Raw genomic sequence first — 26,761 nt, 5'->3', positions numbered from 1 at the left:
AGCTTCATCAATAGAAGCCAAGTGGAGGAAGCATGACCCCGATCCGACTCGGCCCATCGTGGCTGGTGCGCAGCGTCGCACTCGTGTTTTTGGCCTTGATAGGTTTGCCGGGCGGGGCAAGTGCCACCGACTTCCTCGTTACCGACCGCCAGGCCTATGAGGCAGCGCTTGACCGGGTGCAGCCCGGTGACCGGATCGTGCTTGCCGATGGAGTCTGGGAAGACTTCGAAATTGTTTTCGAGGCGACCGGCACGGTCGATGCGCCGATCTATCTGATGGCCCAGACGCCGGGCGCGGTCATACTGACTGGCCAGTCCAATTTGCGGATCGGCGGCGAACATCTGGTCGTTTGGGGACTGACCTTTCGGGACGGCTATTCGCCGACGAGCGAGGTGATTTCTTTCCGGCGTGACAGTCAGACGCTCGCGAACCATACGCGCTTGGTCGAGACGGTGATCGAAAACTACAATCAACCGGATCGCGAGACCCAGGACTCCTGGGTCGTGGTCTACGGTCGGAATAATCGTATCGACCGCAATGCCTTTGTCGGAAAAACCAACCGTGGGCCGACAATGGTCGTGCGGCTGAATTCTGAAGGCAGCCAGAACAATAATCACGTGATCGAACGCAATTATTTCGGACCACGCCCACCGCTTGGCGGTAATGGCGGCGAGACCTTGCGGATCGGGGTCAGTCAATACTCCCGGGTCAATTCCGGTACGGTCGTGCGGCAGAATTATTTCGACCGTTGTGACGGCGAGGTGGAAATCATCTCGATCAAGTCAGAAGGCAATCTGATCTCCGAGAACGTGTTCTACGAGTCCCGTGGCTCAGTCGTCTTCCGTCACGGCGGGCGCAATGAAGTGTCGCGCAACATCTTCTTCGGAAACGGCGTCTCCGATACCGGCGGTATCCGCGTCATCAACGACAACCAGATCGTTCGCGACAACTACCTGGAAGGCTTGCGCGGCCGCAAATTCCTGGGCGCGCTTGTTGTCATGAACGGCGTCCCGAACTCGCCGGAGAACCGCTACCACCAAGTTGATAACGCCCAAATCCAAAACAATAGCTTTGTCGACGTGCTGGAGCTTGGTTTTGCGGTTGGCAGCGATGATGAGCGCAGTGCCGTTCCGGTCAACAGTGAAATGAGTCGCAACATCTTGCTCTCTGACGAGCACGAGCCGGTTGCCATTTTTGATGATGTGGCGGGGATCCGGTTCGCCGACAATGTCTCGAACAATCGACGTTTCGACGTCATTGGCTCGGCGGCGATAGCCGACTTCTCGCTCGCGCGTGCCGACAACGGCCTCATCTACATGCAAGGCGACGCCGTCGAGGACGGGGTCGGTGCTCCGCGTGACCTGCAGCCAATTGCGCGCAGTGCGACCGGGCCGCGGCACTATGAAAAACCGGCTCAGATACAACAGGTCGGTTCGGTTCTCGAGGTCGAGGCAAGTGAGGCCGCTTTGGTCGAGGCAATCAGCAGCGCCGAACCCGGCGACATCGTCCGTATCGCCGATGGCGACGTCACCGTGTCCTCGCCCATTCTGATCACTCAGCCGATCACGATCGAAGGTGGTGATGGTGTGGACCTGATAGCGTCGGAGGCGGGCCTGTTCCTGCTTCAGGCCGGCGGCGAGCTGACCTTGCGCAATGTGAGCCTGACCCAATCGAGCGCCGAGACGGCACTGATCCATGCGGTGGGCGAGCAGTATCGCGGCGCCTATCGCCTGCATGTCGAGAATGTGGCGCTTGCCACGAGTCGAACCGACCGCGTCGGCCCGTTTATCGCCGCCGACAATGCCACCTTCGCCCGCGTCGTCATCATTGATCGCCTGCAGGTCAAGAACTGGCCGGGTTCCCTGATCGAGCTGAGCGGCGAGGGCCTGGACGGCTGGTATCTCGCGGATGAAATCAGGGTGGAGAACAGTGATCTGGCGTCGCTCGCCGGGCCGCTGATACGCTTCGGCCGGGAAGGGCGCGACGAAAGCACGTTCGGGCCCCGCTTCAGTCTGACCGACTCCGTCCTTGATGGCGTCGCGCAGGGCGCTGCGGCCTTGTCTCTGGACGGTATTGACCAGCTGCACCTGACCAATAACAGGATTGCCATGTCGGGCGTCTTTGACATCCGTCGCCGGGTTCTGGGCTGGCCGTTCGAAATTGGTGGCAATGATGCCGATGACCAGGCGGTTTTGAACTTGCGGGGTGTCAATGGCGAGGTTCTCGAGGCGAATCTGGCCGGAGCCCCCCAATGATCCGGGCGCTCGGCCTCGCCGCCGCCCTCTTGGGAATCCCCGCCTGTGCCTCGGCCCAACCGAACCTCATCCTGACCGAAGCAGGCGTTGATGCTTTCGAGCGCGCGGAAACGCTGCCGCCCTTGATTCAACATGCGCATGACGCTGCTGTCAGGCGTGTCGAGACCAGTATCGGGGCGGGCCTGATTGTGCCGGAACCCACCGATCCGGGCGGCGGATACTCGCACGAACGACACAAGGAAAACTACAAGATCATCCACGATGCCGGACTATTGTTCGCCATCACGGGGGATCGCCGATATCTCGAGCACGCCGAAGCATATTTGCTGGCCTATGCCGACATGTATGGCGATCTGCCCCTGCATCCCGAGCGCCGTAACCAAGCGCCTGGCCGCCTGTTCTGGCAGAGCCTGAATGAGGCTGTCTGGCTGGTCTATTCGATCCAGGGCTATGACGCGATCCGGAGCGCCTTGTCTGACGAGTCGCGCGTTCGCATTGAGGCCGACCTGCTTCGGCCGATGGCGGAATTCCTGTCCACAGAGTCGCCCCAAACCTTCCAGCGCATCCACAACCACGGCACCTGGGCCGCTGCGGCTGTCGGTATGACCGGCTATGCGCTGGACGACCCGGCCCTGGTCGAGCGTGCCTTGCTTGGGTTGGACCTTGATGGACGCGCGGGATTTCTGGCTCAGCTCGATCAACTTTTCTCGCCGGATGGTTATTATACCGAGGGGCCGTACTACCAGCGCTATGCCCTGATGCCCTTCGTCTTGTTTGGACAGGCGGTTCACAACAACGAACCGGAACGCGGCATTTTCGAACATCGCGACGGCATTCTCCTGGAGGCGATCCTCGCCACGATCCAGCAAAGCTATGGTGGCCGCTTTTTCCCGATCAATGACGCGATCCGGGAAAAGGGACTCGACACGATTGAGGTCGTTTACGGCGTCGCCGCCGCCTATGCGCTGACCGGCGATACCGGTCTGCTCTCGATCGCGCAGCGACAGGGCGCAACCGTTCTGACCGGTGATGGGCTGGTGGTTGCGACAGACCTCGATGCTGGCGCTGCCACGCCGTTCGATTTCGACACCCGCCTTCTTCGCGATGGACCTGATGGCGACCAGGGCGGCCTTGCGATCCTGCGCATGGGCGAGGGTGAGCTGGCGCAGACCGTTGTGGCCAAACATACCGGTCAGGGAATGGGGCACGGCCATTTCGACAAGCTGTCTCTCATTCTCTATGACGGCGGCCACGAGATACTGACCGATTACGGTGCCGCGCGTTTCCTGAACGTGCCGTCAAAGGACGGTGGCCGCTACCTGCCTGAAAACAGTTCCTGGGCGCGGCAGACAATCGCTCACAACACGGTGGTTCTGGACGAAGTCAGCCATCACGACGGTGATTGGCGGCGCGGTCAGGCGAGCTGGCCGACGGTCTCATTGTTCGAGCAACTTGATGGCGTCAATGTCGTATCGGCGAGTATTGCCGATGCTTATCCCGACACCACGCTCACCCGGACAACCTTTCAGATTTCGGTCGCTGATCGCGCCCGCCCATTCGTGGTCGATATCTTTGATGTCGACGCGCCGACAGCGTCGCAGATCGATTTTCCGATCTATTTTGCGGGACAGCTGACCGATTTCGATGCCCGGTTCGAGCGTTTCACCGGACAGCAAACGGCGCTTGGCACGGCCAATGGCTATCAACATTTGTGGGTCGAGGCCCGCGCCGATGTTGCGAGCGGACAGGCCCGTTTCACTTGGCTGACCGAAAACCGCTTCTATACCTATCACGCGCGTGTCAGCGAGGCTGTTGAGGCCCGCATTGTCCGTACTGGGGCGAATGACCCTGACTTCAACCTGCGGACCCAGCAGGGAATCCTGCTGCGTGTTCCGGGCGCCCGGCAGGCCAGGTTCATTTCGGTGATCGAACCGCACGGACTCTACGACCCGGCCAGTGAAGTCACGGTCGCGAGTGAAAGCGGCATCGCCGACATCCGTACGTTCGAGAGCGAAACCGCGACGATAGTCCAGATCGAGTTCCGTACAGGTCAGCGCGTCAGCGTTGGTCTTTCCCATGACCTCCAGGACGGGGTCCACACAATAAACGCCGACGGCCATCGATACGAATGGACCGGGGCCTACAATATTTTCCGGGAGTGAGAAATGCTGTCAGCACAAGCAGGATCGGTTGATCGGACCGTCCATGATGCCCCACCCAATTTCGTCAAAGCGGATCCCGCCGGAGCTGAACAGGTGGCTCCGGGTATCCGTCGCCAATTGCTCGGCTATGGCGATGCGCTGATGGGCGCCCGGGTCTGGTTTTCCGAAGGCGCCGTCGGTGAAATGCACGCCCACCCCCACACCCAGATGTCCTACGTCGAATCCGGAACATTCAAGGTCACGGTCGGTGATGAGGAGCAGGTCCTGTCGGCGGGTGACAGCTTTTTTGTCCCGTCGCAGAGCCCGCACGGGGCCGTCTGCCTTGAAGCCGGCGTGCTGATCGACGTGTTCTCACCCGCGCGTGAGGATTTTATCCCGAACCGGGGAGGCGTCTGATGCAAATTTCCCGTCTTCGCTGGTGGGTTGTCACGCTCGTCGCGCTCGCAACCGTGATCAATTACATCGACCGGCAATCACTGAATGTGCTGTGGCCCGAAATTTCGGCAGAACTCTATCCGGACCGGACCGAGGATCAGCGCAAGGAGATATACGCCCTCATCTCGGTCATCTTCGTATTCGCCTATGCGTTCGGCCAGGCAATCTTCGGCAAGATATTCGACTGGATCGGCACCCGGATGGGTTTTGCCCTGTCCATCGCCGTCTGGTCGCTGGCGACGGCCGCTCACGCCTTCGCGCGTGGCCTGGCATCCTTTGCCCTGTTCCGCGCTATCCTGGGTGTCGCCGAGGCCGGTAACTGGCCGGGCGCGACAAAGGCGAATGCCGAATGGTTCCCGACGCGGGAGCGCGCACTTGCGCAGGGCATCTTCAACTCCGGTGCCGCGATTGGCGGCATTGTGTCGATCCCGCTCATCGCCTTCCTGTCGGTGTTCTTTGACTGGCACATCATCTTCATCATCATCGGCCTGACGGGCATGCTGTGGCTGGTCCCCTGGATGGTCCTCGTCAAGTCGCCGCCGAAATCACACCCTTGGGTGACCGAAGCGGAGCGGCAGTACATCCTCACTGGCCAAAAGCCTGCGGACACGGAGCCTGCCGATCCTGAGAGCCAGGGCGCCGAACCGGCGCGCGAAGAGGACGGTTACGCGCCGGGAACGGTCGAGCTGTTGTCGCGTCGGCAGAGCTGGGGCGTGATCATCGCGTCGGCCGCGATTGATCCGATCTGGTGGCTATTTGTCTTCTGGATACCGATCTACTTGTCCGAAGTTTACGGCTTCAATGTTCGGGAGATCGGCATCTATGGCTGGGTTCCGTATGTCGGCGCCATGTTCGGGGCCTGGTTCGGCGGCCTTCTGGCGCAGAACCGGATCAAGGCGGGCTGGAGCGTCGACGGCGCCCGCAAGCTGACGATCACGCTGGGGTGCCTGATCATGTTGCCCTGTCTTCTGGCAATGTCGCAGGCAGCCAATCCCGTGGTCGCGGTTCTGATCATGGCCGCGATCCTGTTCGGCTTCCAGACAGCGATCGGCAATGTGCAAACCCTCGCGAGCGATTTCCTGAGCGGGAAATCGGTCGGCACGCTGGCGGGCTTTGCGGGCATGGCTGCGAAACTCGGGGCGGCTGGTCTGACCTATCTCGTGCCGTGGCTGACCTTCGGCGGCAACTACACGCCCGCCTTCATTATCGGTGCCGGTCTCGCCCTGCTTGCGCTTGTGAGCGTCTGGGTCGTGTGCGGCCGTATCGAACCCCTCAAGCCGAAAAACGCGAAAGCCTGACGGCGCCCCAATTTTAGGAGAACAAAATGAAACTCGCTGGAAAAACCGCGATTGTTGTGGGCGGTGGCCGAGATATCGGTCGCGCTGTTTCGATCAGCCTGGCCCGCGAAGGCGCCAAGGTTGTCGTGAATTTCAACAATGACGCGACCGCCGCGCAGGCGACCGTGGACGACATTACCAAGGCTGGCGGCGACGCCATTCTGGTCAAGGCCGACGCGACAAAACTGTCCGAAATGGAGGCGCTGGTCGCCGCGACGCAGGCCGCTTTCGGGCCGCAAATCGACATTCTGGCGACCGTGGCCGGGGGCATGGTTGCGCGCAAAACCCTGGCCGAAATGGATGAGGAGTTCTTCGATTTCGTGATGCGGCTCAATGTGCATTCGGCCTTCTTCGCCATGAAAGCCGCCGTGCCGCACATGAAGGACGGGGCCTCGATCATCAATTTCTCGTCCCAGGCCGGACGCGATGGCGGTGGTCCCGGTGCAACGGCCTACGCCACCGGCAAGGGCGCGGTGATGACGTTCACCCGTGGCATGGCAAAGGAACTCGGCCCGCAAGGCATTCGTGTCAACGCCGTGTGCCCGGGCATGATCGCGACCAGTTTCCATGATCGTTTTTCCAAGGACGAAGTCCGCGAGAAGGTGGCAGGCATGACGCCACTCCGTCGTCAGGGTGCCGCCGAGGAAGTTGGTGAGGTGGTGAGCTATCTTGCATCGGACGAGGCTTCATTTTTGACCGGTGTGTGCCTTGATGTGAATGGCGGCTTGCTGTTCTCGTAAGCGACAAAAGGCAGCCGAGAGATGAATGCTATGGGGCATCGATCCGGGTTTAGCGCCCGCGGCAGGCACGTCGTCTGCTTTGGTGAGGTGATGGCCGAACTTGCGGGTTTGGAAGCAGGGACGGTGCGCGTCGGGGTTGGTGGCGACACTTTCAACACTGCTGTCTATCTCGCCCGTCTCGGCACGTCCGTGAGCTATGCAACGGCTCTGGGGCGTGATCATTTCAGCGGGCGGATCCGCAAGCGCATGGCTTCAGAGGCGGTGCGAGATGATCTTGTCGCAACCTCGGACGATCGCAATTGCGGTCTGTACGCGATCGAGGTTGATGATGCCGGTGAGCGCAGTTTCACATATTGGCGGGCGCAAAGTGCCGCCCGGCAGTTTTTCGATCTTGCCGGGTCCGAGGCGGCACTGAGTGCGATGGCAAACGCCGACGTGCTCTACCTGTCAGGTATTACGCTGTCGATTTTTCCGGAAACCAGCCAGAGAAACCGCATCATCGATCTCGCGCGATCGGTTCGCCGGCGGGGTGGGCATGTTGTGTTTGATACAAACTACCGTCCAGCCGGTTGGTCGTCGGGCGCGGCTGCACGCGACGCGATCTCGGCGTTGAGGCCGCACGTGTCAATCGCCCTTCCTACTTTCGAAGATGAGCAGGCCCTGTTCGGCTTCGAGAGCGTCGAGGAATGTGTCGGCTATTGGCGGCAGGCTGATGTCGCCGAGGTCGTCGTGAAGCATGGACTTCAGGGGGCCTGGTCAGAAGCTGACAATGCTTGGATTGCGCCGCCTGAAATCATTGCACCGGTCGACACGACGGGGGCCGGCGACAGTTTCAATGCCGGCTATCTCCATGCGCGGTTGAACGGTGCGTCCTGCCAAGATGCCATTGTGGCCGCCCATAAACTGGCGGCCGTTGTTCTCGGAGTTCGGGGTGCGCTGCTCCCGGCAGATGTGCCACTCCCGACATGGACGAAGGGGCTGGACAAACAGAATGTGTAATCCCGTGCAACACTCCTGCAATGCCATGGCGCGCGCCAAGCATGCCCCCGAGTATCCGGTTGAGTTCGGCGCCCCGATGATCAGTATCGATGGCACTGTATCGGCGGATGGCGGGTTGCGCGCGAGCTTGTCTTCGTCACAGGGCGTACGGCTGCATCTTGAACGGCAAACACGCTATGTGCTGAGGCCGCAGGCCGCATCGACTGATTTGACTGCAGAGGCCGGGCCGGAGTTCAGGTCGCTACCCCGCCTTGAGGGTGAGTGCGCGAGATTGGGTCTTCTCCGATTATTGCGCCTACCACCACCGTCCCTGGCAGACCGGTCGCAGTGTGCTCTGGTTCTTTGCACGTTGATTTTGTGGGCACAGGAGATGGCTTGTGAGCTCGACCTCAGGGGAGGGGTGAGCTTGTGCCTCGATATTGCCTGGGCGCCGATCCTGGCGGATTCCCACTGTCGGTGGGTGACGGTGTTGTTCGGCCGTTCACTGAAGCAGAGGGTCGAGCTCGAAATTTCTGTGGCAGCATTGTCGGACCGAATCCGCGTGGAGCGGGGTCGCGTGACTGCGTAGCGGTTCGGGAGGTCATTTCGAGTCTTTGTCCGCGATAATTCGTGGTGCTGCGATGATTCATGCCTGGTTTCCGCTGCCATTGGTGAACCTCGAGGGGCGGTTCCACGAAGGCGATATCGACGGCATCAGTGAGGCCGTCCGCGTCTGATGGAGTTGGTTCGGTCCGATAGTCGTGAAATGGATTCAGGCGACTGTGCATGGAACAGTTTCCCGTGCCCCGGGCATGACTTCCCGACGAAGAGAGCGGGCGAGATTTCGAAAGTTTGACGCCGTCGAAAATTCGTTTCGACTCTCGCATCCGTCGGTCGTGATTTCAGTACCCCCGTCTTGCGAGTCGCTGCGAAATCTTCAAGGACGCTACGCCGCCGCCCTGCCTCGGTTTGATGGCATCTTCATATGACAGTCGGCGCGGCCTTGCGGGGCTTGGGGGCGCTGGTAGTGTGGAACACTCATTTTCGCCCCGGGTACGTTGACCTTGCCCCATCATTCAAAGTCGCTCGCTCCGCTCTTCAGGCTCGACCGCGCCAGTCAGTTGTCGATGCAGGAGCAGATCCGGCGCCGGGTCATCGAGGCTATCTACGCAGAAATATTCGCGGCCGGTGCCCGGTTGCCGTCCTCGCGCCGCCTGTCGCAGGAGCTTGGCGTCTCGCGCAACACCGTCTTTCTCGCCTACCAGCAGCTGATCGCCGAGGGCCATCTGGAGACCCGCGAACGCTCGGGACTTTATGTGCCTGGCACGACGGCGGCGAGGCGATTGGCTTCGCCAGCCTTGCCCGCTGCGACCGCGACCCCCGCGAGTGCGGACGTTGTGGCACGCTTCCTCCAGACAGATGTGCAACAGGATTCTGCCTACAAATGCCCGCCAGATTGGCAGAAATACCGCTACCCTTTCATTGAGGGGCGGTATGACCGGTCCCTGTTTCCGGTCACCGAATGGCGCGAAGCGAGCCGCTTGGCGCTGGCGGTTTCCGAGGTTGAGGACTGGTCGCTGGACAATGGCGAAGTCGATGACCCAGCCTTGATCGAGGAGATCCGGACCAAGCTTTTGCCCAGACGCGGCATTACCGCGCGACCTGATGAATTGCTGGTCACCGTCGGTGAACAACAGGCATTATTCTTGGCGCTTCAGGTCATTGTCGGAAAGAAAAGCCAGGTCGCGGTCGAGGAGCCGGGCCTGCCTGAGCTGAGGGCATTGCTCTCCTTGCGGCGGGCGAGCGTCCATCACCAACCGGTCGACGACACAGGGATCATCGTTGATGAGCGGCTGCGTGGAAGTGATCTGGTCTGCGTCTCCGCCAGCCGACAACGCCCGACCGGAGTCACCTTGTCTTTGGAGCGTCGGCGGGCGCTTATGGCTATGGCCGAGCGCGAAGACTTTCTCGTTCTGGAAGACGACTTCGAATGCGAGATGAACTATCTCGGCGACGCGGTCCCCGCGCTTCGCAGCCTCGAGAACGGTCATCGCGTGGTCTACGTTGCGTCCTTGTCCAAGGTCCTCGCCCCGGGCGTGCGGCTCGGATACATGGTCGCGGCGCCGGAAGTGATCGCGGCGGCGCGGCGATTGCGGGACCTGACCACTCGCCGCCCCTCGCCAAACAATCAGCGCGCGGCTGCCTTTTTTCTCTCACTCGGGCACTACGACGCCATGATGCGGCGGCTCACACAAGTTTGCGCTGAGCGATTGATCGCCTTGCGCGACGCCCTGAACCATTATCGCCCGCTCGCGATTGCTGTCGCACCGGTTGAGGGCGGCACATCTTACTGGGTCCGGGGGCCAGACGGTCTGGATGCGGCTGACGTGATCCGTGCCGCCGAGGCCCGCGGGATACTGATCGAGCCGGCGGACCATTGGTTCGGCGATGCCGGTGGCCCGCGCAACATGTTCCGGCTCGGGGTGACATCAATCCCGGCGGCCGCGATCCGGACTGGCATAGCTGAATTGTCTCGTGCGATGCGTGATCTTGACGCGCGCAATACGGCGCGGTCGGCGCCGGTCGCAATGGACGGTGACGCCCTTGTGTCACGATTATCCGGTGCGACGCTGCTCTATAAAACCGTCTACGGGGACCCGTGCACGATTGAACTCCATGCCGACGGGCGAATGTCCGGCCAAGCCGGATTTGCGGGCGAAGATCGTGATGTCGGGCGTTGGTGGGTTGAGGGTGGCCAATGGTATCGGCAATGGCGAAATTGGGCGTTTGGCGAAGTGCTCGGCTTCGCGGTCTCACTTGATGGCGATCAACTGAACTGGCTGGATCAGAAGGGCCATGTCGTGGATACCGCCGTCCTCGCTCCGGCAGCGGCGCATTCATCGGCCTGACTCCGTCGAATCAGCGACCAATCTGGCCTCAAGGCTGTGAGCTGATACGGAAATCTGGCCCTATAGTGCGTGTGAAACTGGTTCTAACCGCACCGTCACGCCCCTGTCATGCTTCCCTCACTGATGCGGCTTGCCGCGTTGTGGCTGCTGCGTGCGGGGAGAATAATGATGTCGTCACTTGGAATTGCGGCGCTGCAATTGGCAGCGGCCAAAGATGACAATCTTGAGCTTGTCGAGCGCGAGACTCGCGCCGTGGCCAAGCGCTTTCCGTGGGTCGACATGGTGGTGCTCGGTGAGCTCGCGATTCATGGCGCCAGCCTTGACAAGGCCGAGCCTGCAGGTGGCGAGACCGAAACCCGGCTCAAGGCGCTCGCGCTGGAAACCGGCCTGTGGCTGGTGCCCGGCTCGCTTTATGAGCGCCGCGCCGGCGCTGTCTTCAACACCACGCCGGTCATCAACCCGGCGGGCGACATTGTCGCCCGTTACGACAAAATCTTCCCCTTCCTGCCCTACGAGACCGGGGTTACGGCCGGTCGCGACTATGTCGTATTCGACATGCCGGGCGCAGGTCGGGTCGGGGTCGCCATCTGCTATGACATGTGGTTCCCGGAGGTCATTCGAACCTTGGTTGGGCTCGGGGCAGAGGTCATCCTTCTGCCGACCATGACCAACACGATTGATCGCGATGTCGAGCTCGCGATCGCACGCGCCAATGCGGCGATGAATCAATGCTTCTTTGTCGATGTGAACCTAGCCGGCGATCTCGGCGTCGGGCGGTCCGCGATTTACGGCCCCGGTGGCGACGTCGTCTATGAGGCCGGTGCCGGACGCGAAGTGATCGCGTTGGATATCGACCTTTCGACAGTGTCGCGGATGCGTGAGCGCGGCTGGAACGGACTTGGGCAGGTGCTCAAGAGTTTCCGCGACAGCGAAGTGGAATTCCCGTTGCACGCGGACATCAAGGCCAGGCGCGCCAGCATGACCGGTATGGGGGAGCTGGCCATGCCGCGCCGTCCGGCCGCGGAAGGCGCCGCGTCGTCGGATGCCCGCAACGATCACAAGCCACGACTGAAAATTTTGGACTGACAGTCTCTCGGCCTCGCGGCCGTATCAATCAGGGGGCCGGTAACACCGGAGGAGTAACATGGGCATGACGACTAGCAAGAGCATAAGCAAACGCGTTCTCTCGGCAGCACTCATGGGCGGGACAGCGTTGACCGGTTTGGGTCTGGCCAGTCCGGCGTTTGGCCAGGAAGAGCGCGCCGCGCGGGACGTGATTACGGTCACGGCGACGCGTCGCGAAGAAACCGTCTCGGACGTTCCGTACAACATCTCTGCGATTGGCGGCGACGCCATCGAGGCGGGGCAGATCCTGGACGAAGCCGAATTGCTGCGATCGATCCCCGGTGTCACCATCGTTGATCGGGGCGCCCGCAACGCCGGCACGCTGAACGCGGCCCGAATTCGCGGCCTTGCCGTTGATGGCAATGGACTGGGCGACTACGCGACTTCGTCGGTGGCGTCGGTATCGACCTATATCAACGACACGCCGATCTTCGCCAATTTTGCATTGCGCGACCTGGAACGCGTTGAAGTCCTGCGCGGCCCGCAGGGCACGCTCTATGGTTCGGGGTCCCTGGGTGGCACCATCCGCTACATCACCCGTGATCCGGAGCTGGGCGAATTTGGCGGTTATCTGTCCGGCTCTGCCTCGCACGTAAATGGATCGGGGAGTTATGGCTTTGGCATTGATGGCGCCCTGAACATTCCGCTGGGCGATCGCGCCGCTTTGCGCCTGGTCGGGAGCTTGGGCGACTATCCGGGCATCACCGACTATGTGAACCTTTATGAACTCGATGCCAGCGGAACGCCCGTCGCACCGAATGGCGTGCTGGACCCGGCGGCGTCCTACACATCCCGGAAAGATGCCGACACGTTCGACACCTGGATGGGGCGCGCGACCCTCCTCGTCGAACCCAATGACACGACGTCCATCAGGCTGGTGCACGCGCGTCAGTCCGATGAAGTCGGTGGCCGTCGCCAGCAAACCGCCGGAGCCGACGGTTTCGGCAATGTCTATGACGAGTATGAAAACGGCTCGATCCAGCTCGAACCGTCGAGCCGCGATATCAACATGACGTCCTTGGAAGCCGAAGTGGACCTCGGTTTTGCAACCCTGACATCATCGACCTCGCACTATGACCACAGCGGTGACAGCATCAGTGAGAACACCGGCTTTTATGCGCAGGCCGGCTGGCTCGGTTTCTACTACAACTACCCGCGCCCGATGGCGCAAGCCGTCCGGTCCTATGCCGATGAGGCGGTCATCCAGGAATTGCGCCTCGTCACCGATGATGGCGGCAATTTCGATTATGTCGTTGGCGGCTTTTATCGCAGCCAGCAGCGCGAAATGACCCAGCAGAGCTATCTCGTCGGTTTCAAGGACTGGTGGGACGCGTTCCTCCCGGTTGCAGCCGGTGCGGTCACTGGCGATCAGGACTGGGACTATCGCCAGACCGAGCATTTCACGGAGATGTCGGTGTTCGGCGAGCTGACCTGGCACGCCAGCGAGGATATCGACATCACATTCGGTGGTCGCTATTTCGACAATGACTCCGAGAATGACAGCTACATGGCGCTGCCGCTCTGGACCGGTCTTTTCCCGGACGTCAATTCCGATTTCGAAACGTCGGAAAGCGATGTGTTGTTCAAGTTGAACGGCTCTTGGCGCTTCTCCGATGACGACATGCTTTATGCCACGATATCCGAGGGTTATCGCCGTGGCGGTGCCAATGCCGTTCCGCTGTCCGGTTTCTACGCCGAAGATCCGCGTTGGCAGGTCTACGGCTCGGACTCGGTCGTCAACTACGAAGTCGGCCTCAAGGGCGACCATGGCGCCTTCATCTATGATGTCAGCCTGTTCTACATCGACTGGGCGGATCCTCAATTCAACACGTCGACGACATTCTGGGGCTTCTTTGCAGTCCAGAACGGCGGGGCTGCGCGCACTTATGGTCTCGAAGCATCCCTGGGAGGCTTTGTGGGCAATGATTGGCACTACGCTCTTGGCTACGCCTATATCGACGCCCAGCTCAGTGAAAACTTCCATGCACCGGATCGACCCGCTCCAGCCGCGCCAATCGCGCTGGATGGCGCCATGTTGCCGGGTACGCCGGAACACCAGTTCAACTGGTCACTGGACCATACGGGCCGGCTGGCTGACTGGACAACATTCACGCGGCTTGACGGGTATTACCAATCCGAAACGCGCAATGCCGTGACGACGTCGCCGACGTTCAACGTGCCGCTCGACGGTTTCTCGATCTGGAACCTGACGACGACGCTTTCCCGCGACAATGTCGATTTGTCCTTGTGGGTGAAGAACATCACCAATGAGGAAGGCGTCACCGGTGTTTTCACCGAGGCCTATATGGGCACAGCGCCGACCGAGGGCTATTTCGGCAATGGCAACAAGGAAATGATTGCCTTGCCGCGAACTGTCGGCGCGACCGTTCGCTTCACCTTCTGATCGGATAGGATCGGGGCGGTCGCCAGGCGCGATCGCCCCGTTTTCTTGCCATGGATGCCGTTATCTCACCCGCAACGCCAAAAGCCCGACTTGACCAGATTGATCAGGCGCTGCGTGCCGGGCGGATCGCGCATGGGCAAGCCGTCGCCGAGGCGCTCACCCGCGACTATCCCGACTATCTCGAAGGCTGGATCATTACCGCGCGAGCATTCCAGTTGGGCGGAGAGTTCGGCAGGATGCGCGAAGCACTGGCGCAGGCGCTGGCGATCGAGCCGGCTTCGCCGTTGGCGCGGCTGATGGACGCCGAAGCCTTGGTTCATCTGGGCGAGCTCCGGCAAGCCAAGTCCGCGCTGATCGCGATGGAGGGCGAGGCGGCCGGCGACGCCAATTGGCTCGGACGGTTGGCGGAAGCCTTTGGTCAGTGTGGCTGTCATGCTGATGCTGCCCGGTGTGCCCGCACGGCAGCCGCGTTGGCACCCGATGTGGCGGTACATCGCTACAATCTGGCGACCCATCTTGTCGCGGTCGGTGAACTCGACGCCGCGGAAAGCGAATTCGACGCGGTGATCGCGCGTGCACCGCATGATTACGATGCCTACTACAATCGCGCGACGCTAAGACGCCAGACGGTCGACCGGAACCATGTCGACGAGATTCGGCGGCTTATTCGCGCGCCGCACCGGACAAGGATGGGGCCGGTCGCGTTGCATTACGCGCTGGCCAAGGAGTTGGAAGACATCGGTGATGGTGCCGCGAGCTTCGAGGCGTTGAAGACCGGCGCGGAGCATCGCCGGAGGTTGATGCGTTACGATGTGACCGGCGATGTCGCCACCATGGCGCAGATCGCCTCGACCTTCGATGCGTCCTATTTCGACAAAGCGTCTCCTGGAGAGCCCGGCGACGGACCGGTGTTCATTCTGGGGCTGCCGCGCAGCGGAACCACGCTCGTGGACCGGATATTGAGTGCTCATTCGGATGTGGAAAGTCTTGGCGAACTCAACGACTTCGCTTTGGCGCTGACAGCGCTTTGCCGTGCGGATGGCGGCAAGTCGGGCCTTGTGCAGGCCGCGGCCGGTCTGGCCCCTGCCGATCTCGGGAAAGCCTATCTCAAGCGCGTTGGCGAACGGGCCGACGGGCGCCGCTTCTTTATCGACAAGGCGCCGGCCAATTTCCTGTATATCGGGCTGATTGCGGCGGCTTTGCCCGATGCCCGCATTGTCCACATGCAACGCGAGCCGATGGACAATGCCTACTCGCTCTACAAGGCCCTGTTCCGGATGGGTTATCCGTATTCCTACGATTTCGGCGATCTTGCCGCTTATATGCGGGCCAAGGACTCGCTGATGGATCATTGGCGCCGTGTCCTGCCGGGCCGTATCATTGATGTGCGTTATGAAGACGTCGTGGCGGATCAGGAAACCGAGACGCGCCGTCTGTTGCAGGCCGTTGGTCTTGAATTTGAGGCAAGTTGTCTCGCTTTTCACCGCAATCCCGGCCCGACAGCGACCCACAGCGCCGCGCAGGTACGCCAACCGATTTACGCCAGCTCCGTGGGTTTGTGGCGGCGATATGAGGCGCAACTTCAACCGCTTGCCGACAAGCTCGGGGTCGCGCCATGAGGCTCGCCTCGCTTGGCCTGTTGCTGTGGCTGATGTCCGGAGCCGCACACGCGCAATCGCCGTTGTCCGAAGACTTCGAAGCCGGACTTGATGAGGCTTGGCGGGGGGCGGCAGGTCGCGGCGACCTTTTGCTGACCGAGTATGACGGCAATCATTCCCTGCGTTTGCGACGCGACGCCTGGACGGCCCGTGTCGTGCCGCTGGATGGCCGTGGCGACGTGCATGTTTCGGTCAGTTTCGCAGCCCTCGATCTTGAGTCCGATGATGCCTGTCTGCTGGAAATTTCGTCAGACGGTGAGCTTTGGCAGGAAGTCGGGCGTGTCGTTGACGGCCAGGACGACGGGCTGACCCTGCACCGGGTCGGCGGCGTCCTCGTCGACCCGCCGTCTGGAGACAGGGTCGCGGTCCGTTTGCGGGTGCTGGGCAATACGCTCAACGACACGTGCTGGGCGGACAATCTTCGGGTTGAGGCGGCCGCTGTTGATCTCTCGCTTGATGACCGTATCCCGTCCGGTAACGGGCCGCTGGGCAATGCCCTGTCGAGCCGGGCGTTCATGAGGCCGGACAATGCCGGGCCGCTGGATTCGACCATTGCCGGTCGACTTTCCCTGCCACCGGTCGCCACGGTTGACGGATTTCGGGTTCATCACGATGAGTTCGACTATGGTGCCGAGCCCGGCATGTTTACCTTGCCCCGCCTCGACACGGATATTGTCAGTGATGGCAGCGCCCTGATCCCGCGAGTGCGGGGCCCGCAGGCCGGGGAGCATCCGCACTGGGAGTGGATCGTCGAGCCCGGTCAGGCTTGGCGGGCAGCGGATGGGCGCGTGCGGGCGGTCCTGCCGATCGCGCTCCAGGAGCGCAACGCCAATTGCGTCCATACCGGTTGGTTGAGTTTCGAGCCAAGCGAGACCGGCGCTGAGGCGACCGCCATACTCGTCATGGGCGCCGAGACATGTGCCTATTTCCAGTTCGATCTCTGGACGCGATTGCCGGTTCTGTTTGAGCCCGGTTCGATCGTTGCAGCGGATGCGGATCTCCTTCGCATCCGCTATCGCGATGAAATCGACAACAGGCTGCGCCGCCGGCCGATCGCCGACTTGGTCGAGCGTTATGGCGACGTCGATATTGAAGCCTTCGGATCGCCGCTCGAAGTCTCGCCTGAGGCCATGACGGTCTATGGCTTGCTGGCGTCGGATGATCTCTACACGGGCGGCTGCGAAACCCGGTTCGGGCCGGACCCCTATTGCGCGACCCTGCCGTTGCCATCGTATTCACTCGCCAAGTCCATGGTTGCGTCGTTGGGGTTGATGCGGCTGGAGCAAATCCATCCGGGGGCCCGGCATGCATATATTGCGGACCATGTGCCGGCGTGTTCGGGGCGCCGGTGGCAGGGAGTGACCTTCGAGCACGCGCTGGACATGGCAACGGGCCTCTATACCTCGAGCGAATACAATCGCGATGAGGACGACCCCACGCTCTGGGCATTCATGTCGCAGACAACGCATGCGGCGCGCATCGATTCCGCGTGCAGCTTGCATGCCCGTCGGTCAAATCCGGGAAGCGAGTGGGTCTATCATACTACCGACACCTACATCCTGGGCACGGCTTTGCAGGCATTCTGGCGCGACCATTCCGGCCGGGCCGATGCCGACTTCTATGACGACCTGTTGGTACCGCTCTGGCGCGAGATCGGGTTGTCGCCGCTCGCCGACCAGACACGCCGCAGTTATGACGGCGCGCGACAACCGGTTTCGGGGTGGGGGCTGACACTGCATCTCGACGACATCATGCGCTTGGCAGCCTATCTCAACGAACCGCATGCGGCCGAGCGGCTCGATCCGGACATGCTGGCGGCAGCACTGCAGCGCGATCCGGCGGATCGTGGATTGCCGGCGGGTGATGACAGTCAACGCTATCAGAATGGCTTCTGGGCCTGGAATGCCGGGCCGGCGCTGGGCTGCACGGATGACGCCTGGATCCCGGCCATGTCCGGCTATGGCGGCATCACCGTCGCGCTGATCCCGAACGGCCATGTCTACGCCTATGTGAGCGATGGACGCCAATTTGCCTGGCGGCGCGCTGCCGCTGAATCCAACGCCCTGGAACCCTTCTGCGAGGTCAGACCATGACGCCTGATACCCCCACGTCGCGCCGTGCGCGCGCTTTGCCGACGGCGGCGCCCGACGGGTTGATCGCGGCGGTCATGCTGGCGTTTCTCGCCACCGCCGGTTTGTTCTACGTGAACATCATGGCCGCCATCGTCGATGGTTTGGTGACGGGTCTGGGCTTCAATGACAGCCAGGCCGGACAGATCGGGTCGGCCAATATCTACGGCGCTGCCGCGGGTGCCCTGGCGGCGGTCTTCCTGATCAAGACCTGGCCCTGGCGGCGCACGGCTCTCATCTGCCTGGTTATCTTGATCGTGGTTGATATCGGCTCGATCTGGATCGACAGCTTCGAGCTTCTCCTCCCCGTGCGCCTGGCCCACGGCGTGGTCGGCGGCCTGCTGACCGGGACCGCTTTCGCGGTCATTGCCCGGACCGCCAATCCCGACCGCAGCTTCGGCATGTTGCTCTTTGTCCAGTTCGGGCTGGGCGGCCTGGCAGTGATGGTGCTGCCACCCCTCGCGCCGGCTTTCGGCACGCAAGCCCTGTTCATCGCGCTGGCCCTGTTCAGCCTCGTGACGCTGATCATGTTGCCATTTCTCGCCAGCTATCCGGCGCGCGACAAGACCGTCAACAAAGTGGTCGGCATTCAGTGGCCACCGCTCTTGCTCACCTATGCCGCCATCTTCCTGTTTCAGGCTGCCAATATGGGGCTGCTCGCCTACATCATCCGGCTTGGCATCGATTACGGGCTTGACCGGGGCTACGTCTCGACGGCATTGGGCCTGGCGACCTGGGTGGCACTGGCCGGCCCGTTATTGGTCATGATTTGCGGGCTGCGTTTTGGTCGTTTCTGGCTTCTCGGCGCGTCAATGCTGCTCACCTTCGCCGGCACGGCCATGTTCCAGTGGAGTGGCGATCCGGCCGCCTACCTGATTGCCAATTGCGGGACCGGGATTACCTGGGGCTTTGTCATCGCCTACCTGTTCGGCATGTCCGCCGAGTTCGACAGTGCCGGCCGGGCGTCGGCCTTTGCGGGGTTTGTGTCGAAGATGGGTCTCGCATCCGGACCCATGATTGCTGGCGCCATCCTCGGCGCAGGCGCTGGATTCGGGATGCTGATCTGGGTTGCGATTGCCGGTCTCGCCGTCAGCCTGGCTTTCATGCTCTGGCCGGCGCGGGTCCTTGACCGCCGCCGCGACGAAACTGGCGCGACCGACGCCGGATAACTGGCCCTACCGGAAAATCGAAAAACCGCTAAATCTGGCCCCATAAGATTGAATGGGGAAACAAATGCTGGATGTGATGCTATCCGTTCCAACGCAGGCGCTGATCGGCGGAACTTGGCGTGATGCCGAGAGTGGTCGACGGTTCGATGTGCGGGACCCGGCGACCGGGCATGTCGTCGCATCGGTTTCCGATTGTGGTGCCGCCGAGACCCGAGCCGCCATCGCCGCGGCGGACGAAGCGCTGGCCTCCTGGTCGGCCATGCCAGCTGCCGGCAGGGCTGCGATCCTGCGTCGCTGGGCCGACTTGATGATCGAGCGGGTCGACGAGCTGGCGCCGGTTCTGACCCGCGAAAACGGCAAGCCGCTGACCGAAGCGCGCGGTGAAATTCTCTACGGCGCGTCGTATCTGCATTGGTTCTCCGAGGAAGCAACGCGGGCGTATGGCGACGTCATCCCGGCACCGGCTTCGGACAAGCGTATTATCGTCACCAAGGCGCCGGTTGGTGTCTGCGCTGCGATCACGCCGTGGAATTTTCCCAATGCAATGCTGGTCCGCAAGGCGGCCGCCGCACTCGCAGCGGGGTGCACCCTCGTCGCGAAACCTGCCGCGGAAACGCCGTTGTCGGCGCTTCTGGCTGCGGCGACGGGGCTGGAAGCCGGTTTGCCGCCCGGCGTGTTCAACATTGTGCCCGGTGTTGACGCTGCGGCAATCGGCGGCGTGCTGACGTCCAGCGAAGTTGTCCGGAAACTGTCCTTTACCGGGTCCACCGAGGTCGGTCGCAAACTCCTGGCGCAATGCGCGCCGACGGTGAAGCGGGTGTCCATGGAATTGGGCGGGAATGCGCCCTTTATTGTCTTCGACGATTCTGATCTGGACGCGGCCGTGGATGGTTTGATGGCCTCGAAATTCCGCAATGCCGGACAGACCTGCGTCTGCGCCAATCGGGTCTTTGTCCAAAACGGTGTGATGGCCGAATTCGCCAGCCGCTTGGCTGAGCGCGTCGCGACGTTGACGGTTGGGCATGGCGACCGGTCCGGCACAGATATCGGCCCTCTGATCAGTGAGGCGGCCTTTGCTAAGATCGAGCGCTTGGTCTCCGATGCGCTTGCCGGGGGGGCGCGCGTCCTGACTGGCGGTGGCAAACACCCGGCCGGCGACCTCTTTTATCAACCGACCGTGATTGACGGCATCACCGCCGACATGGCCGTGATGCGCGAAGAAATTTTCGGTCCGGTCGCGCCGTTGGCGGGCTTCGAGACCGAAGCGGACGTCATAGCGCTGGCCAATGCGACCGAGTACGGGCTTGCGGCATATGTCTATACGCGGGATCTCGGCAGGGCCTGGCGGGTCGGTGAGGCGCTCGCCTATGGCATGGTCGGTATCAATGAGGGTGTTCTGTCCTCGGCGGCGGCGCCGTTCGGCGGCGTGAAACAATCCGGCTTCGGACGCGAAGGATCGCGCTACGGCCTCGATGATTATCTTGAGATCAAATACATGCTGATGGGAGGCCTGTCGGCTTGAACCGGCGGGAGGACATGTAATGGAAAACGCAACACTCTGGTCCCGGCGCGAAGCCGCCATTCCGCGCGGCCTCGGCATGATGCATCAGGTTTTCGCGGCCCGCGCCGAGAACGCCGAAATCTGGGACGTCGAAGGCCGACGCTTCCTCGATTTTGCCGCCGGGATCGCGGTGACCAACACAGGTCACAACCACCCGGCTGTCAAAGCCGCGGTGATGGCCCAGCTCGAGAATTTCTCGCATGTCTGTGCGCAAGTGACGCCCTATGAGAGCTATGTCCGCCTGGCCGAGCGCCTCAACGAAGCCGCGCCCGGAGATACGCCGAAAAAAACGATCTTCCTGACCACCGGCGCCGAGGCGGTTGAAAACGCCGTGAAGATTGCCCGTGCCGCGACCGGGCGCCCAGGCATCATTGCCTTTGGCGGTGGCTTCCATGGCCGGACCATGATGGGCATGGCGCTGACCGGAAAGGTTGTGCCGTACAAGACCGGTTTTGGTCCCTTCCCCGGGGATATTCATCATGTGCCCTTCCCGGCCCCTTATCTGGGCATCTCCGAAGACGATTCGCTGCTCGCACTGGAACGCTTGTTCAAGGCCGATATCGACGCCTCGCGGGTCGCGGCCATGATCATCGAGCCGGTCCAGGGTGAGGGTGGTTTCTATGCCGCCTCGCCCGCTTTCATGCGCGCCCTGCGCGATGTTTGCGACCGGCACGGCATGCTCCTCATTGTCGATGAAATCCAGTCCGGCTTTGCCCGGACCGGCGCCATGTTCGCGGTCAATCACGCCGGTATCGAGCCTGATTTGATGACGGTGGCAAAAGCCATGGCCGGTGGTTTCCCGATCTCAGGCGTGATCGGCAAGGCGGCGATCATGGATGCGGCCAATCCTGGCGGGCTGGGCGGTACCTATGGCGGCTCGCCCTTGGGCTGCGCGGCCGGGCTGGCCGTGCTCGACACGATAGAGGCGGAAGGTCTTTGTGAACGCGCGATTGAGATCGGCGACCGGATAGTCCGGCGCTGCGAAGCGATCCGGCAAGCCGACACGGGCTTGGGCGATGTGCGGACGGTCGGCGCCATGAGCGCGGTGGAGTTCGTTGTCGATGGCGATGCAGCCAAACCGGATGCCGCTCGAACCGGGCGCGTGGTCGCGGAAGCGCGCGCGCGTGGTTTGCTGCTTCTGTCCTGCGGGGTTCGCGGGAATGTCGTCAGATTCCTCCCACCGCTGACCATTCCGTTTGACCAGCTCGATGAGGGGCTGGACGTGTTCGAGGCTGCGGTCAGCGCTGCATAGGCTTGGCATATTCTGATCCGGCCGGGTGATGTCCCTGTCGCGTCTGCAACGCTGATCGCGCCGCAGTCCGTGATTGGTATCGGGTCGCGCGCTGCGATAGGTTCGGGCCAGGACCGGCAAGGGTCCGATATTTGCCCGGGCGGATATCGCCCGACCCACGCCAAGACAGCAGGATGGACAATGAGCAAGCGCACGATCGTGATTACCGGCGGTGCCGGCATTCTCGGGCAGGCGGCGGCGCGGCGCGCGCTGACCGATGGTTATCAGGTGGTCTTGATCGACCGGGCATCGATTGGTGACAAGGCGGGCCTGGCCGGTGATGTCCGGTTCGGCGATGTCGATCTCACGGATGCGGCCTCCGCCAGCGCAGCCATGGCAGACGCCGCTGACCAGTGCGGCGGTATCGATGCCCTGCTCAATATCGCGGGTGGGTTCGCCTGGGAGACCCTGCAGGACGGCGATGTCGAAAGCTGGGAACGCATGTTCGCAATCAATCTGCGGACCGCGGTTGTCGCCAGCAAGGCGGCCTTGCCCTGGCTCACCAAAAGCCAGTCCGGGCGAATTGTGAACATTGGCGCCGCGGGTGCCGTCAAGTCTGACATGGGCATGGGCGCCTACGCCGCGTCAAAGGCCGGCGTCGCACGTCTCACGGAGAGCCTGTCGCGTGAGCTGCTCGGCAAGGTCACCGTCAATGCCGTCTTGCCATCCATCATCGACACACCGGCCAACCGGGCCGACATGCCGGACGCGGACCCGTCCGACTGGGTCGCCCCGGATGATCTGGCAGCCGTCATTCTCTTTCTCGCCAGTGAGCAGGCGCGTGCTGTGACTGGCGCTTTGCTGCCCGTGACGGGTCGTGTCTGATCTGAAGGCCTGTGATCGGCAGTTGGGCGTGCGCTGCCGGATGCCGGTTCACGTCCTCATCGGCGTGCTGGCTGCCTTGACCCTTGCCGCCGGCTGGCGGGCGCCGTCCCATGCCGACGACATCACGGTGTTTGCCGCGTCGAGTTTGCGCACCGCGCTGGAACAGATCAGCGATGATTTCGAGCGCGAAACCGGGCACCGGCTGACCCTGGCCTTCGCCGGCTCACCGGCCATCGCTCGGCAGATCGCGCATGGCGCGCCAGCTGACATTGTCATGTCCGCCAATGCCGGCTGGATGGATTGGCTTGAGGCGGCGGGCTGGATCGAGCCGGACAGTCGCTTTGACCTTGCCGGCAATCGGCTCGTCCTGGTCGGTCATGGCGGCGGCCGCGAGACCTGGCCCGAGTTGACCGTCGCTGCCTGTTTCGCGGAACTCGGTGACAGGCCCTTGGCGATGGCGTTGATCGCCTCTGTCCCGGCCGGGATTTACGGCCAGGCGGCACTGCAATCACGCGGACTTTGGGATGAGCTGTCGCCGCGTATCGTGCAAGCCGACAATGTTCGCGCGGCCCTGGCGCTGGTTGCGCTGGGTGAAGCGCCGTTGGGCCTTGTCTACCAGAGCGATGCGCACGCCGACCCGCGTGTCTCTGTCCTCTATCGCCTGCCGGCGGCCAGCCATCCACCGATCGCTTATCCGGTCGCGATAACGACCGGCAATGATCGCGATGCGGTTCGGCAATTTATCGACTTCCTGCGCGACGACCGGGCCCGAGCGGTGCTGGCGGCGCTGGGGTTTGTCGTTGGCGAATTCTAGGAGGCGGCGCCGATGGACGGGTTGAGTGCGCAGGAATGGCAGGCGGTGACGCTGTCGCTGCGTGTGGCCGCTTGGGCGACCTTGCTCAGCCTGCCACCCGGCCTGTCGGTGGCGCATTTGTTGGCGCGCGGTCGGTTTCCCGGTCGGTCAGTCCTCAATGCCCTTGTGCATTTGCCACTCATCCTGCCGCCCGTGGTGACGGGGTATCTGCTGTTGCTCGCATTCGGCACCCAAGGGCCGGTCGGGGCCCTGCTTGAGCCCTTCGGCATTGTGTTTGCCTTTCGCTGGACGGGCGCCGTGCTGGCCGCCGCCATCATGGCCTTTCCGCTGATGGTGCGGGCGATCCGCCTCTCGATAGAGGCGGTCGATCCAAGGCTGGAGCAGGCCAGTGCGACGCTGGGTGCGGGGCCGGCCTGGGTATTTCTGACCGTGACCCTTCCACTGGCGCTTCCCGGTGTTGTGGCTGGCGCCATCCTTGCCTTCGCCAAGGCCATGGGTGAGTTCGGAGCGACCATCACTTTCGTCGCCAACATCCCCGGCCAGACCCAGACCCTGCCAACCGCAATCCATGCTTTCCTGCAGGTTCCCGGCGGCGAGGCGTCGGCCATGCGCTTGGTAGTGATCTCGGTCGTGATCTCGATATCAGCGCTGATTGCGTCGGAAATCCTGGCGCGCCGCGTCGCGCGGCGGGTGAGTGGCCGATGAGTCTTCGGGTCGCGATCCGGCACCAATTGGGTGATTTCGCGCTGGATGCGCAGTTTGAAGCGCCGGCCGGTGTGACGGTGCTGTTCGGGCGCTCGGGTGCCGGCAAGTCCAGCCTGGTCAGTGCGGTGTGCGGCCTGTACCGGCCGCAGCACGCGCACATCAGTATTGATGGCCGCTGTCTCAATGACACGGATGCGGGCGTGTTCACGCCGCCGCATCGCAGGCGGCTGGCGTGTGTGTTTCAGGATGACCGCCTGTTTCCGCATCTGAATGTCCGGGGCAACCTGCTTTACGGTCGGCGTTTCGCGTCCGGGCGAGCCGGCGCTGGCGATCTCGGCCCCGTCGTCGACCTGCTCGGAATTGGGGCGCTGCTGGATCGGCCCATCGCGGCTCTGTCCGGCGGTGAACGGCAACGGGTTGCGATCGGTCGCGCCTTGCTCAGCAATCCGGACATCCTGTTGGCAGACGAGCCGCTGGCAGCATTGGACGGGCCTCGCAAAGCCGAAATCCTGTCCTATTTCGAACGCTTGCGTGACGAACTCTCGATCCCGATCCTCTATGTTTCGCATTCCGTGTCGGAAGTGGTTCGGCTGGCGACGACGGTCGTTGTGCTCGATGACGGAAAGGTCATCGGCCAGGGCAGTGCGGCGCAGGTTCTGGGCAATCCGGCCCTTCTGCCGTCGGGGGCCGACCAGGCGGGCGCCATAATCAGTGCGCGGGTCGAGCGTCGCCATCCTGACGGCGTCACGGAGTTATCGGCTGGTGGTGTCCCGCTTTTCCTGCCGGACTTTGTCGGACCGGCAGACGGATCGGTTCGCTTGCGCATTGCGGCCACGGATGTCCTGATTTCGCGCGGCCCCCCGGTCGGTCTGTCGGCGCTTAATGTCTTGCCCGCGGTTGTCGAGCGTGTCGCGGTTATCGACCCTGCGGCGGCACTCGTGACACTCACCACGCCGGCGGGGCCGGTGCTGGCGCGCGTGACCCGCCGCTCTGTCGCGGCGCTGGATATCTCCGAGGGGGCATCCTGCCACGCGGTGGTGAAGTCACTGGCGATTGCGATGGACGAGATCGGTCAGGCCTGAGTGGCTTGTGGTCGCCTCCCGGGCCGTTCTCGGCTAGATGTCCGCAATGACACGCGAAACCGACTTCGAAATATTCCTGGCCGTGGTTCCCGGGCTTGAGCCGACGCTTTGCGCAGAATTGTCGGAAAAAGGGTTTGCAGCCCCGCGCCCTGAACCGGGTGGTGTGACCATACAGGGCGGCTGGCCGGATGTGTGGCGGGCCAATCTGGAAATCCGTGGCGCCAGCCGCATCCTGGCCCGGATCGACGCTTTCCGCGTTGTCCACCTGTCGCAACTCGACAAGCTCGCCCATCGGGTCGACTGGAAAGGCTTGCTTCGTCCGGATGTCCCGGTCCGCGTTGAAGCAAGTTGCCGCCGCTCGAAAATCTATCATGCCGGTGCCGCTGCCGAGCGTGTCTCGAAAGCGATCGAAGCGATCTGCGGTGCGCCGGTGAATGACGAGGCGGCCTTGTGTGTACGGGTCCGGATCGAGGACAATCTGTGCACGCTGAGCGTCGATACCTCCGGCGAACTCCTGCACCGGCGCGGTTTCAAGGCTGAGGTCAACAAGGCGCCGATGCGCGAAACCCTGGCGGCACTCTTCCTGCGTGAAGCGGGGTTTGACGGTGTCGAGCCGGTGCTGGACCCGATGTGCGGCTCCGGAACATTCGTGATCGAGGCCGCCGAAATGGGGGCGGGCCTCCTGCCGGGCCGCGGCCGGGCATTTGCCTTCGAACTTCTGGCCGGTTTCGATGCTCAGGCTTGGTGCATGATGAAGGCTGAGCGTATTGAACAGGCCGCCATCGCCAGGTCGGAAACCCGTTGTTTCGGCTCGGATCGTGATGCAGGCGCGATCCGGATGAGCCGGACAAACGCCGAACGCGCCGGTGTCGCGGCCATGACGGCGTTCGACATCACACCTGTCATGGAATTGTCCTGCCCCGCCGGAGCGCCAGGCTTGGTCATTGCCAATCCGCCGTATGGCGCCCGGATCGGGAACAAAAAATCCCTGTATGCGGTGTATGGTGCGCTGGGCGATGCACTGCGGATGCGGTTCTCCGGTTGGCGAGCCGCGATTGTGACCACCGATCCCGCGCTGGCCCGGGCCACGCGCCTGCCATTCGGACCGCCGGGGCGGCCGGTCGATCATGGCGGGCTCAAAATCCGATTGTACACGACCGGGCCCTTGCGCTGAGTTCGCGA

At 62.5% G+C, this 26,761-nt stretch carries 19 protein-coding genes; all 19 read left to right on the top strand.

Translation table 11 applies throughout. The features are described from left to right. Positions 1-32 precede the first annotated feature (32 nt). The 19 genes from AWH62_RS08215 to AWH62_RS08120 all read left to right on the top strand — a co-directional run bounded on the left by AWH62_RS08215 (position 33) and on the right by AWH62_RS08120 (position 26,753). Positions 33-2,255, top strand: coding sequence for a polysaccharide lyase 6 family protein (locus tag AWH62_RS08215; protein WP_083635085.1), 2,223 nt, complete (start codon positions 33-35; stop codon positions 2,253-2,255). Further along, positions 2,252-4,417: an alginate lyase family protein gene (locus AWH62_RS08210; RefSeq protein ID WP_075190001.1), complete on the top strand. Its 2,166-nt coding sequence runs from the start codon at positions 2,252-2,254 to the stop codon at positions 4,415-4,417. The genes AWH62_RS08215 and AWH62_RS08210 overlap by 4 nt, the downstream gene beginning before the upstream one ends. A gap of 3 nt (positions 4,418-4,420) precedes the next feature. Further along, complete coding sequence (locus tag AWH62_RS08205) at positions 4,421-4,813, top strand: cupin domain-containing protein (protein WP_083635084.1); 393 nt, start codon at positions 4,421-4,423, stop codon at positions 4,811-4,813. Continuing rightward, entirely contained in the window at positions 4,813-6,150 is a 1,338-nt protein-coding gene (locus AWH62_RS08200; RefSeq protein ID WP_075190000.1) for an MFS transporter, read from the top strand. Before AWH62_RS08205 ends, AWH62_RS08200 begins: the two co-directional genes overlap by 1 nt. A 26-nt stretch (positions 6,151-6,176) precedes the next feature. Further along, complete coding sequence (locus AWH62_RS08195) at positions 6,177-6,929, top strand: SDR family NAD(P)-dependent oxidoreductase (protein ID WP_075189999.1); 753 nt, start codon at positions 6,177-6,179, stop codon at positions 6,927-6,929. 21 nt (positions 6,930-6,950) lie between these two features. Then, the gene (locus tag AWH62_RS08190; RefSeq protein WP_083635083.1) at positions 6,951-7,928 is read left to right on the top strand and encodes a sugar kinase; all 978 of its coding nucleotides are present in this window, start codon (positions 6,951-6,953) and stop codon (positions 7,926-7,928) included. Positions 7,929-8,971: 1,043 nt separating this feature from the next. Next, positions 8,972-10,816 (top strand): PLP-dependent aminotransferase family protein, encoded by a 1,845-nt coding sequence (locus AWH62_RS08180; protein ID WP_198928875.1) that lies wholly within the window; start codon positions 8,972-8,974, stop codon positions 10,814-10,816. 168 nt (positions 10,817-10,984) lie between these two features. Beyond that, positions 10,985-11,902, top strand: a complete 918-nt coding sequence (locus AWH62_RS08175) for a carbon-nitrogen hydrolase family protein (protein ID WP_075190281.1) — start codon at positions 10,985-10,987, stop codon at positions 11,900-11,902. 64 nt (positions 11,903-11,966) lie between these two features. Continuing rightward, a complete protein-coding gene (locus AWH62_RS08170; RefSeq protein ID WP_198928874.1) occupies positions 11,967-14,345 on the top strand; it encodes a TonB-dependent receptor in 2,379 nt (792 codons plus the stop codon). A 50-nt stretch (positions 14,346-14,395) separates the two neighbouring features. Beyond that, positions 14,396-15,964: a sulfotransferase gene (locus tag AWH62_RS08165; RefSeq protein WP_075189994.1), complete on the top strand. Its 1,569-nt coding sequence runs from the start codon at positions 14,396-14,398 to the stop codon at positions 15,962-15,964. After that, the gene (locus AWH62_RS08160; protein ID WP_075189993.1) at positions 15,961-18,096 is read left to right on the top strand and encodes a serine hydrolase; all 2,136 of its coding nucleotides are present in this window, start codon (positions 15,961-15,963) and stop codon (positions 18,094-18,096) included. Before AWH62_RS08165 ends, AWH62_RS08160 begins: the two co-directional genes overlap by 4 nt. After that, positions 18,093-19,301, top strand: a complete 1,209-nt coding sequence (locus AWH62_RS08155; RefSeq protein WP_075189992.1) for an MFS transporter — start codon at positions 18,093-18,095, stop codon at positions 19,299-19,301. Before AWH62_RS08160 ends, AWH62_RS08155 begins: the two co-directional genes overlap by 4 nt. Positions 19,302-19,365: 64 nt before the next feature. Next, positions 19,366-20,823 carry an NAD-dependent succinate-semialdehyde dehydrogenase gene (locus AWH62_RS08150; RefSeq protein ID WP_198928873.1) on the top strand — a complete coding sequence of 486 codons (1,458 nt, stop codon included), beginning with the start codon at positions 19,366-19,368 and terminating at the stop codon, positions 20,821-20,823. Positions 20,824-20,842: 19 nt separating this feature from the next. Next, entirely contained in the window at positions 20,843-22,114 is a 1,272-nt protein-coding gene (gabT, locus tag AWH62_RS08145) for a 4-aminobutyrate--2-oxoglutarate transaminase (protein ID WP_075189991.1), read from the top strand. Positions 22,115-22,294: 180 nt separating this feature from the next. Further along, complete coding sequence (locus tag AWH62_RS08140; RefSeq protein WP_075189990.1) at positions 22,295-22,978, top strand: SDR family NAD(P)-dependent oxidoreductase; 684 nt, start codon at positions 22,295-22,297, stop codon at positions 22,976-22,978. Beyond that, positions 22,971-23,792, top strand: a complete 822-nt coding sequence (gene modA, locus AWH62_RS08135) for a molybdate ABC transporter substrate-binding protein (protein WP_233128279.1) — start codon at positions 22,971-22,973, stop codon at positions 23,790-23,792. Before AWH62_RS08140 ends, modA begins: the two co-directional genes overlap by 8 nt. 12 nt (positions 23,793-23,804) lie before the next feature. Continuing rightward, entirely contained in the window at positions 23,805-24,497 is a 693-nt protein-coding gene (modB, locus tag AWH62_RS08130; RefSeq protein ID WP_075189988.1) for a molybdate ABC transporter permease subunit, read from the top strand. Next, positions 24,494-25,579: a molybdenum ABC transporter ATP-binding protein gene (gene modC, locus AWH62_RS08125; protein WP_075189987.1), complete on the top strand. Its 1,086-nt coding sequence runs from the start codon at positions 24,494-24,496 to the stop codon at positions 25,577-25,579. The genes modB and modC overlap by 4 nt, the downstream gene beginning before the upstream one ends. Before the next feature lie 46 nt (positions 25,580-25,625). Then, entirely contained in the window at positions 25,626-26,753 is a 1,128-nt protein-coding gene (locus tag AWH62_RS08120; RefSeq protein WP_075190279.1) for a class I SAM-dependent RNA methyltransferase, read from the top strand. Positions 26,754-26,761 lie beyond the last annotated feature (8 nt).

Origin of the sequence: Maricaulis sp. W15 (assembly GCF_001924955.1) — a bacterium.
Lineage (GTDB): Bacteria > Pseudomonadota > Alphaproteobacteria > Caulobacterales > Maricaulaceae > Maricaulis > Maricaulis maris.
This window is presented reverse-complemented; position numbering and strand designations above follow the sequence as displayed.

Coding starts and splice junctions, on each gene's coding strand:
- AWH62_RS08210 (WP_075190001.1), top strand. CDS start 2,252: ATGATCCGGGCGCTCGGCCTCGCCGCCGCCCTCTTGGGAATCCCCGCC.
- AWH62_RS08195 (WP_075189999.1), top strand. CDS start 6,177: ATGAAACTCGCTGGAAAAACCGCGATTGTTGTGGGCGGTGGCCGAGAT.
- AWH62_RS08170 (WP_198928874.1), top strand. CDS start 11,967: ATGACGACTAGCAAGAGCATAAGCAAACGCGTTCTCTCGGCAGCACTC.
- AWH62_RS08150 (WP_198928873.1), top strand. CDS start 19,366: ATGCTGGATGTGATGCTATCCGTTCCAACGCAGGCGCTGATCGGCGGA.
- AWH62_RS08120 (WP_075190279.1), top strand. CDS start 25,626: ATGACACGCGAAACCGACTTCGAAATATTCCTGGCCGTGGTTCCCGGG.
- AWH62_RS08200 (WP_075190000.1), top strand. CDS start 4,813: ATGCAAATTTCCCGTCTTCGCTGGTGGGTTGTCACGCTCGTCGCGCTC.
- AWH62_RS08160 (WP_075189993.1), top strand. CDS start 15,961: ATGAGGCTCGCCTCGCTTGGCCTGTTGCTGTGGCTGATGTCCGGAGCC.
- AWH62_RS08190 (WP_083635083.1), top strand. CDS start 6,951: ATGAATGCTATGGGGCATCGATCCGGGTTTAGCGCCCGCGGCAGGCAC.
- modC (WP_075189987.1), top strand. CDS start 24,494: ATGAGTCTTCGGGTCGCGATCCGGCACCAATTGGGTGATTTCGCGCTG.
- AWH62_RS08215 (WP_083635085.1), top strand. CDS start 33: ATGACCCCGATCCGACTCGGCCCATCGTGGCTGGTGCGCAGCGTCGCA.
- AWH62_RS08140 (WP_075189990.1), top strand. CDS start 22,295: ATGAGCAAGCGCACGATCGTGATTACCGGCGGTGCCGGCATTCTCGGG.
- modB (WP_075189988.1), top strand. CDS start 23,805: ATGGACGGGTTGAGTGCGCAGGAATGGCAGGCGGTGACGCTGTCGCTG.
- AWH62_RS08155 (WP_075189992.1), top strand. CDS start 18,093: ATGACGCCTGATACCCCCACGTCGCGCCGTGCGCGCGCTTTGCCGACG.
- gabT (WP_075189991.1), top strand. CDS start 20,843: ATGGAAAACGCAACACTCTGGTCCCGGCGCGAAGCCGCCATTCCGCGC.
- AWH62_RS08175 (WP_075190281.1), top strand. CDS start 10,985: ATGTCGTCACTTGGAATTGCGGCGCTGCAATTGGCAGCGGCCAAAGAT.
- AWH62_RS08165 (WP_075189994.1), top strand. CDS start 14,396: ATGGATGCCGTTATCTCACCCGCAACGCCAAAAGCCCGACTTGACCAG.
- AWH62_RS08205 (WP_083635084.1), top strand. CDS start 4,421: ATGCTGTCAGCACAAGCAGGATCGGTTGATCGGACCGTCCATGATGCC.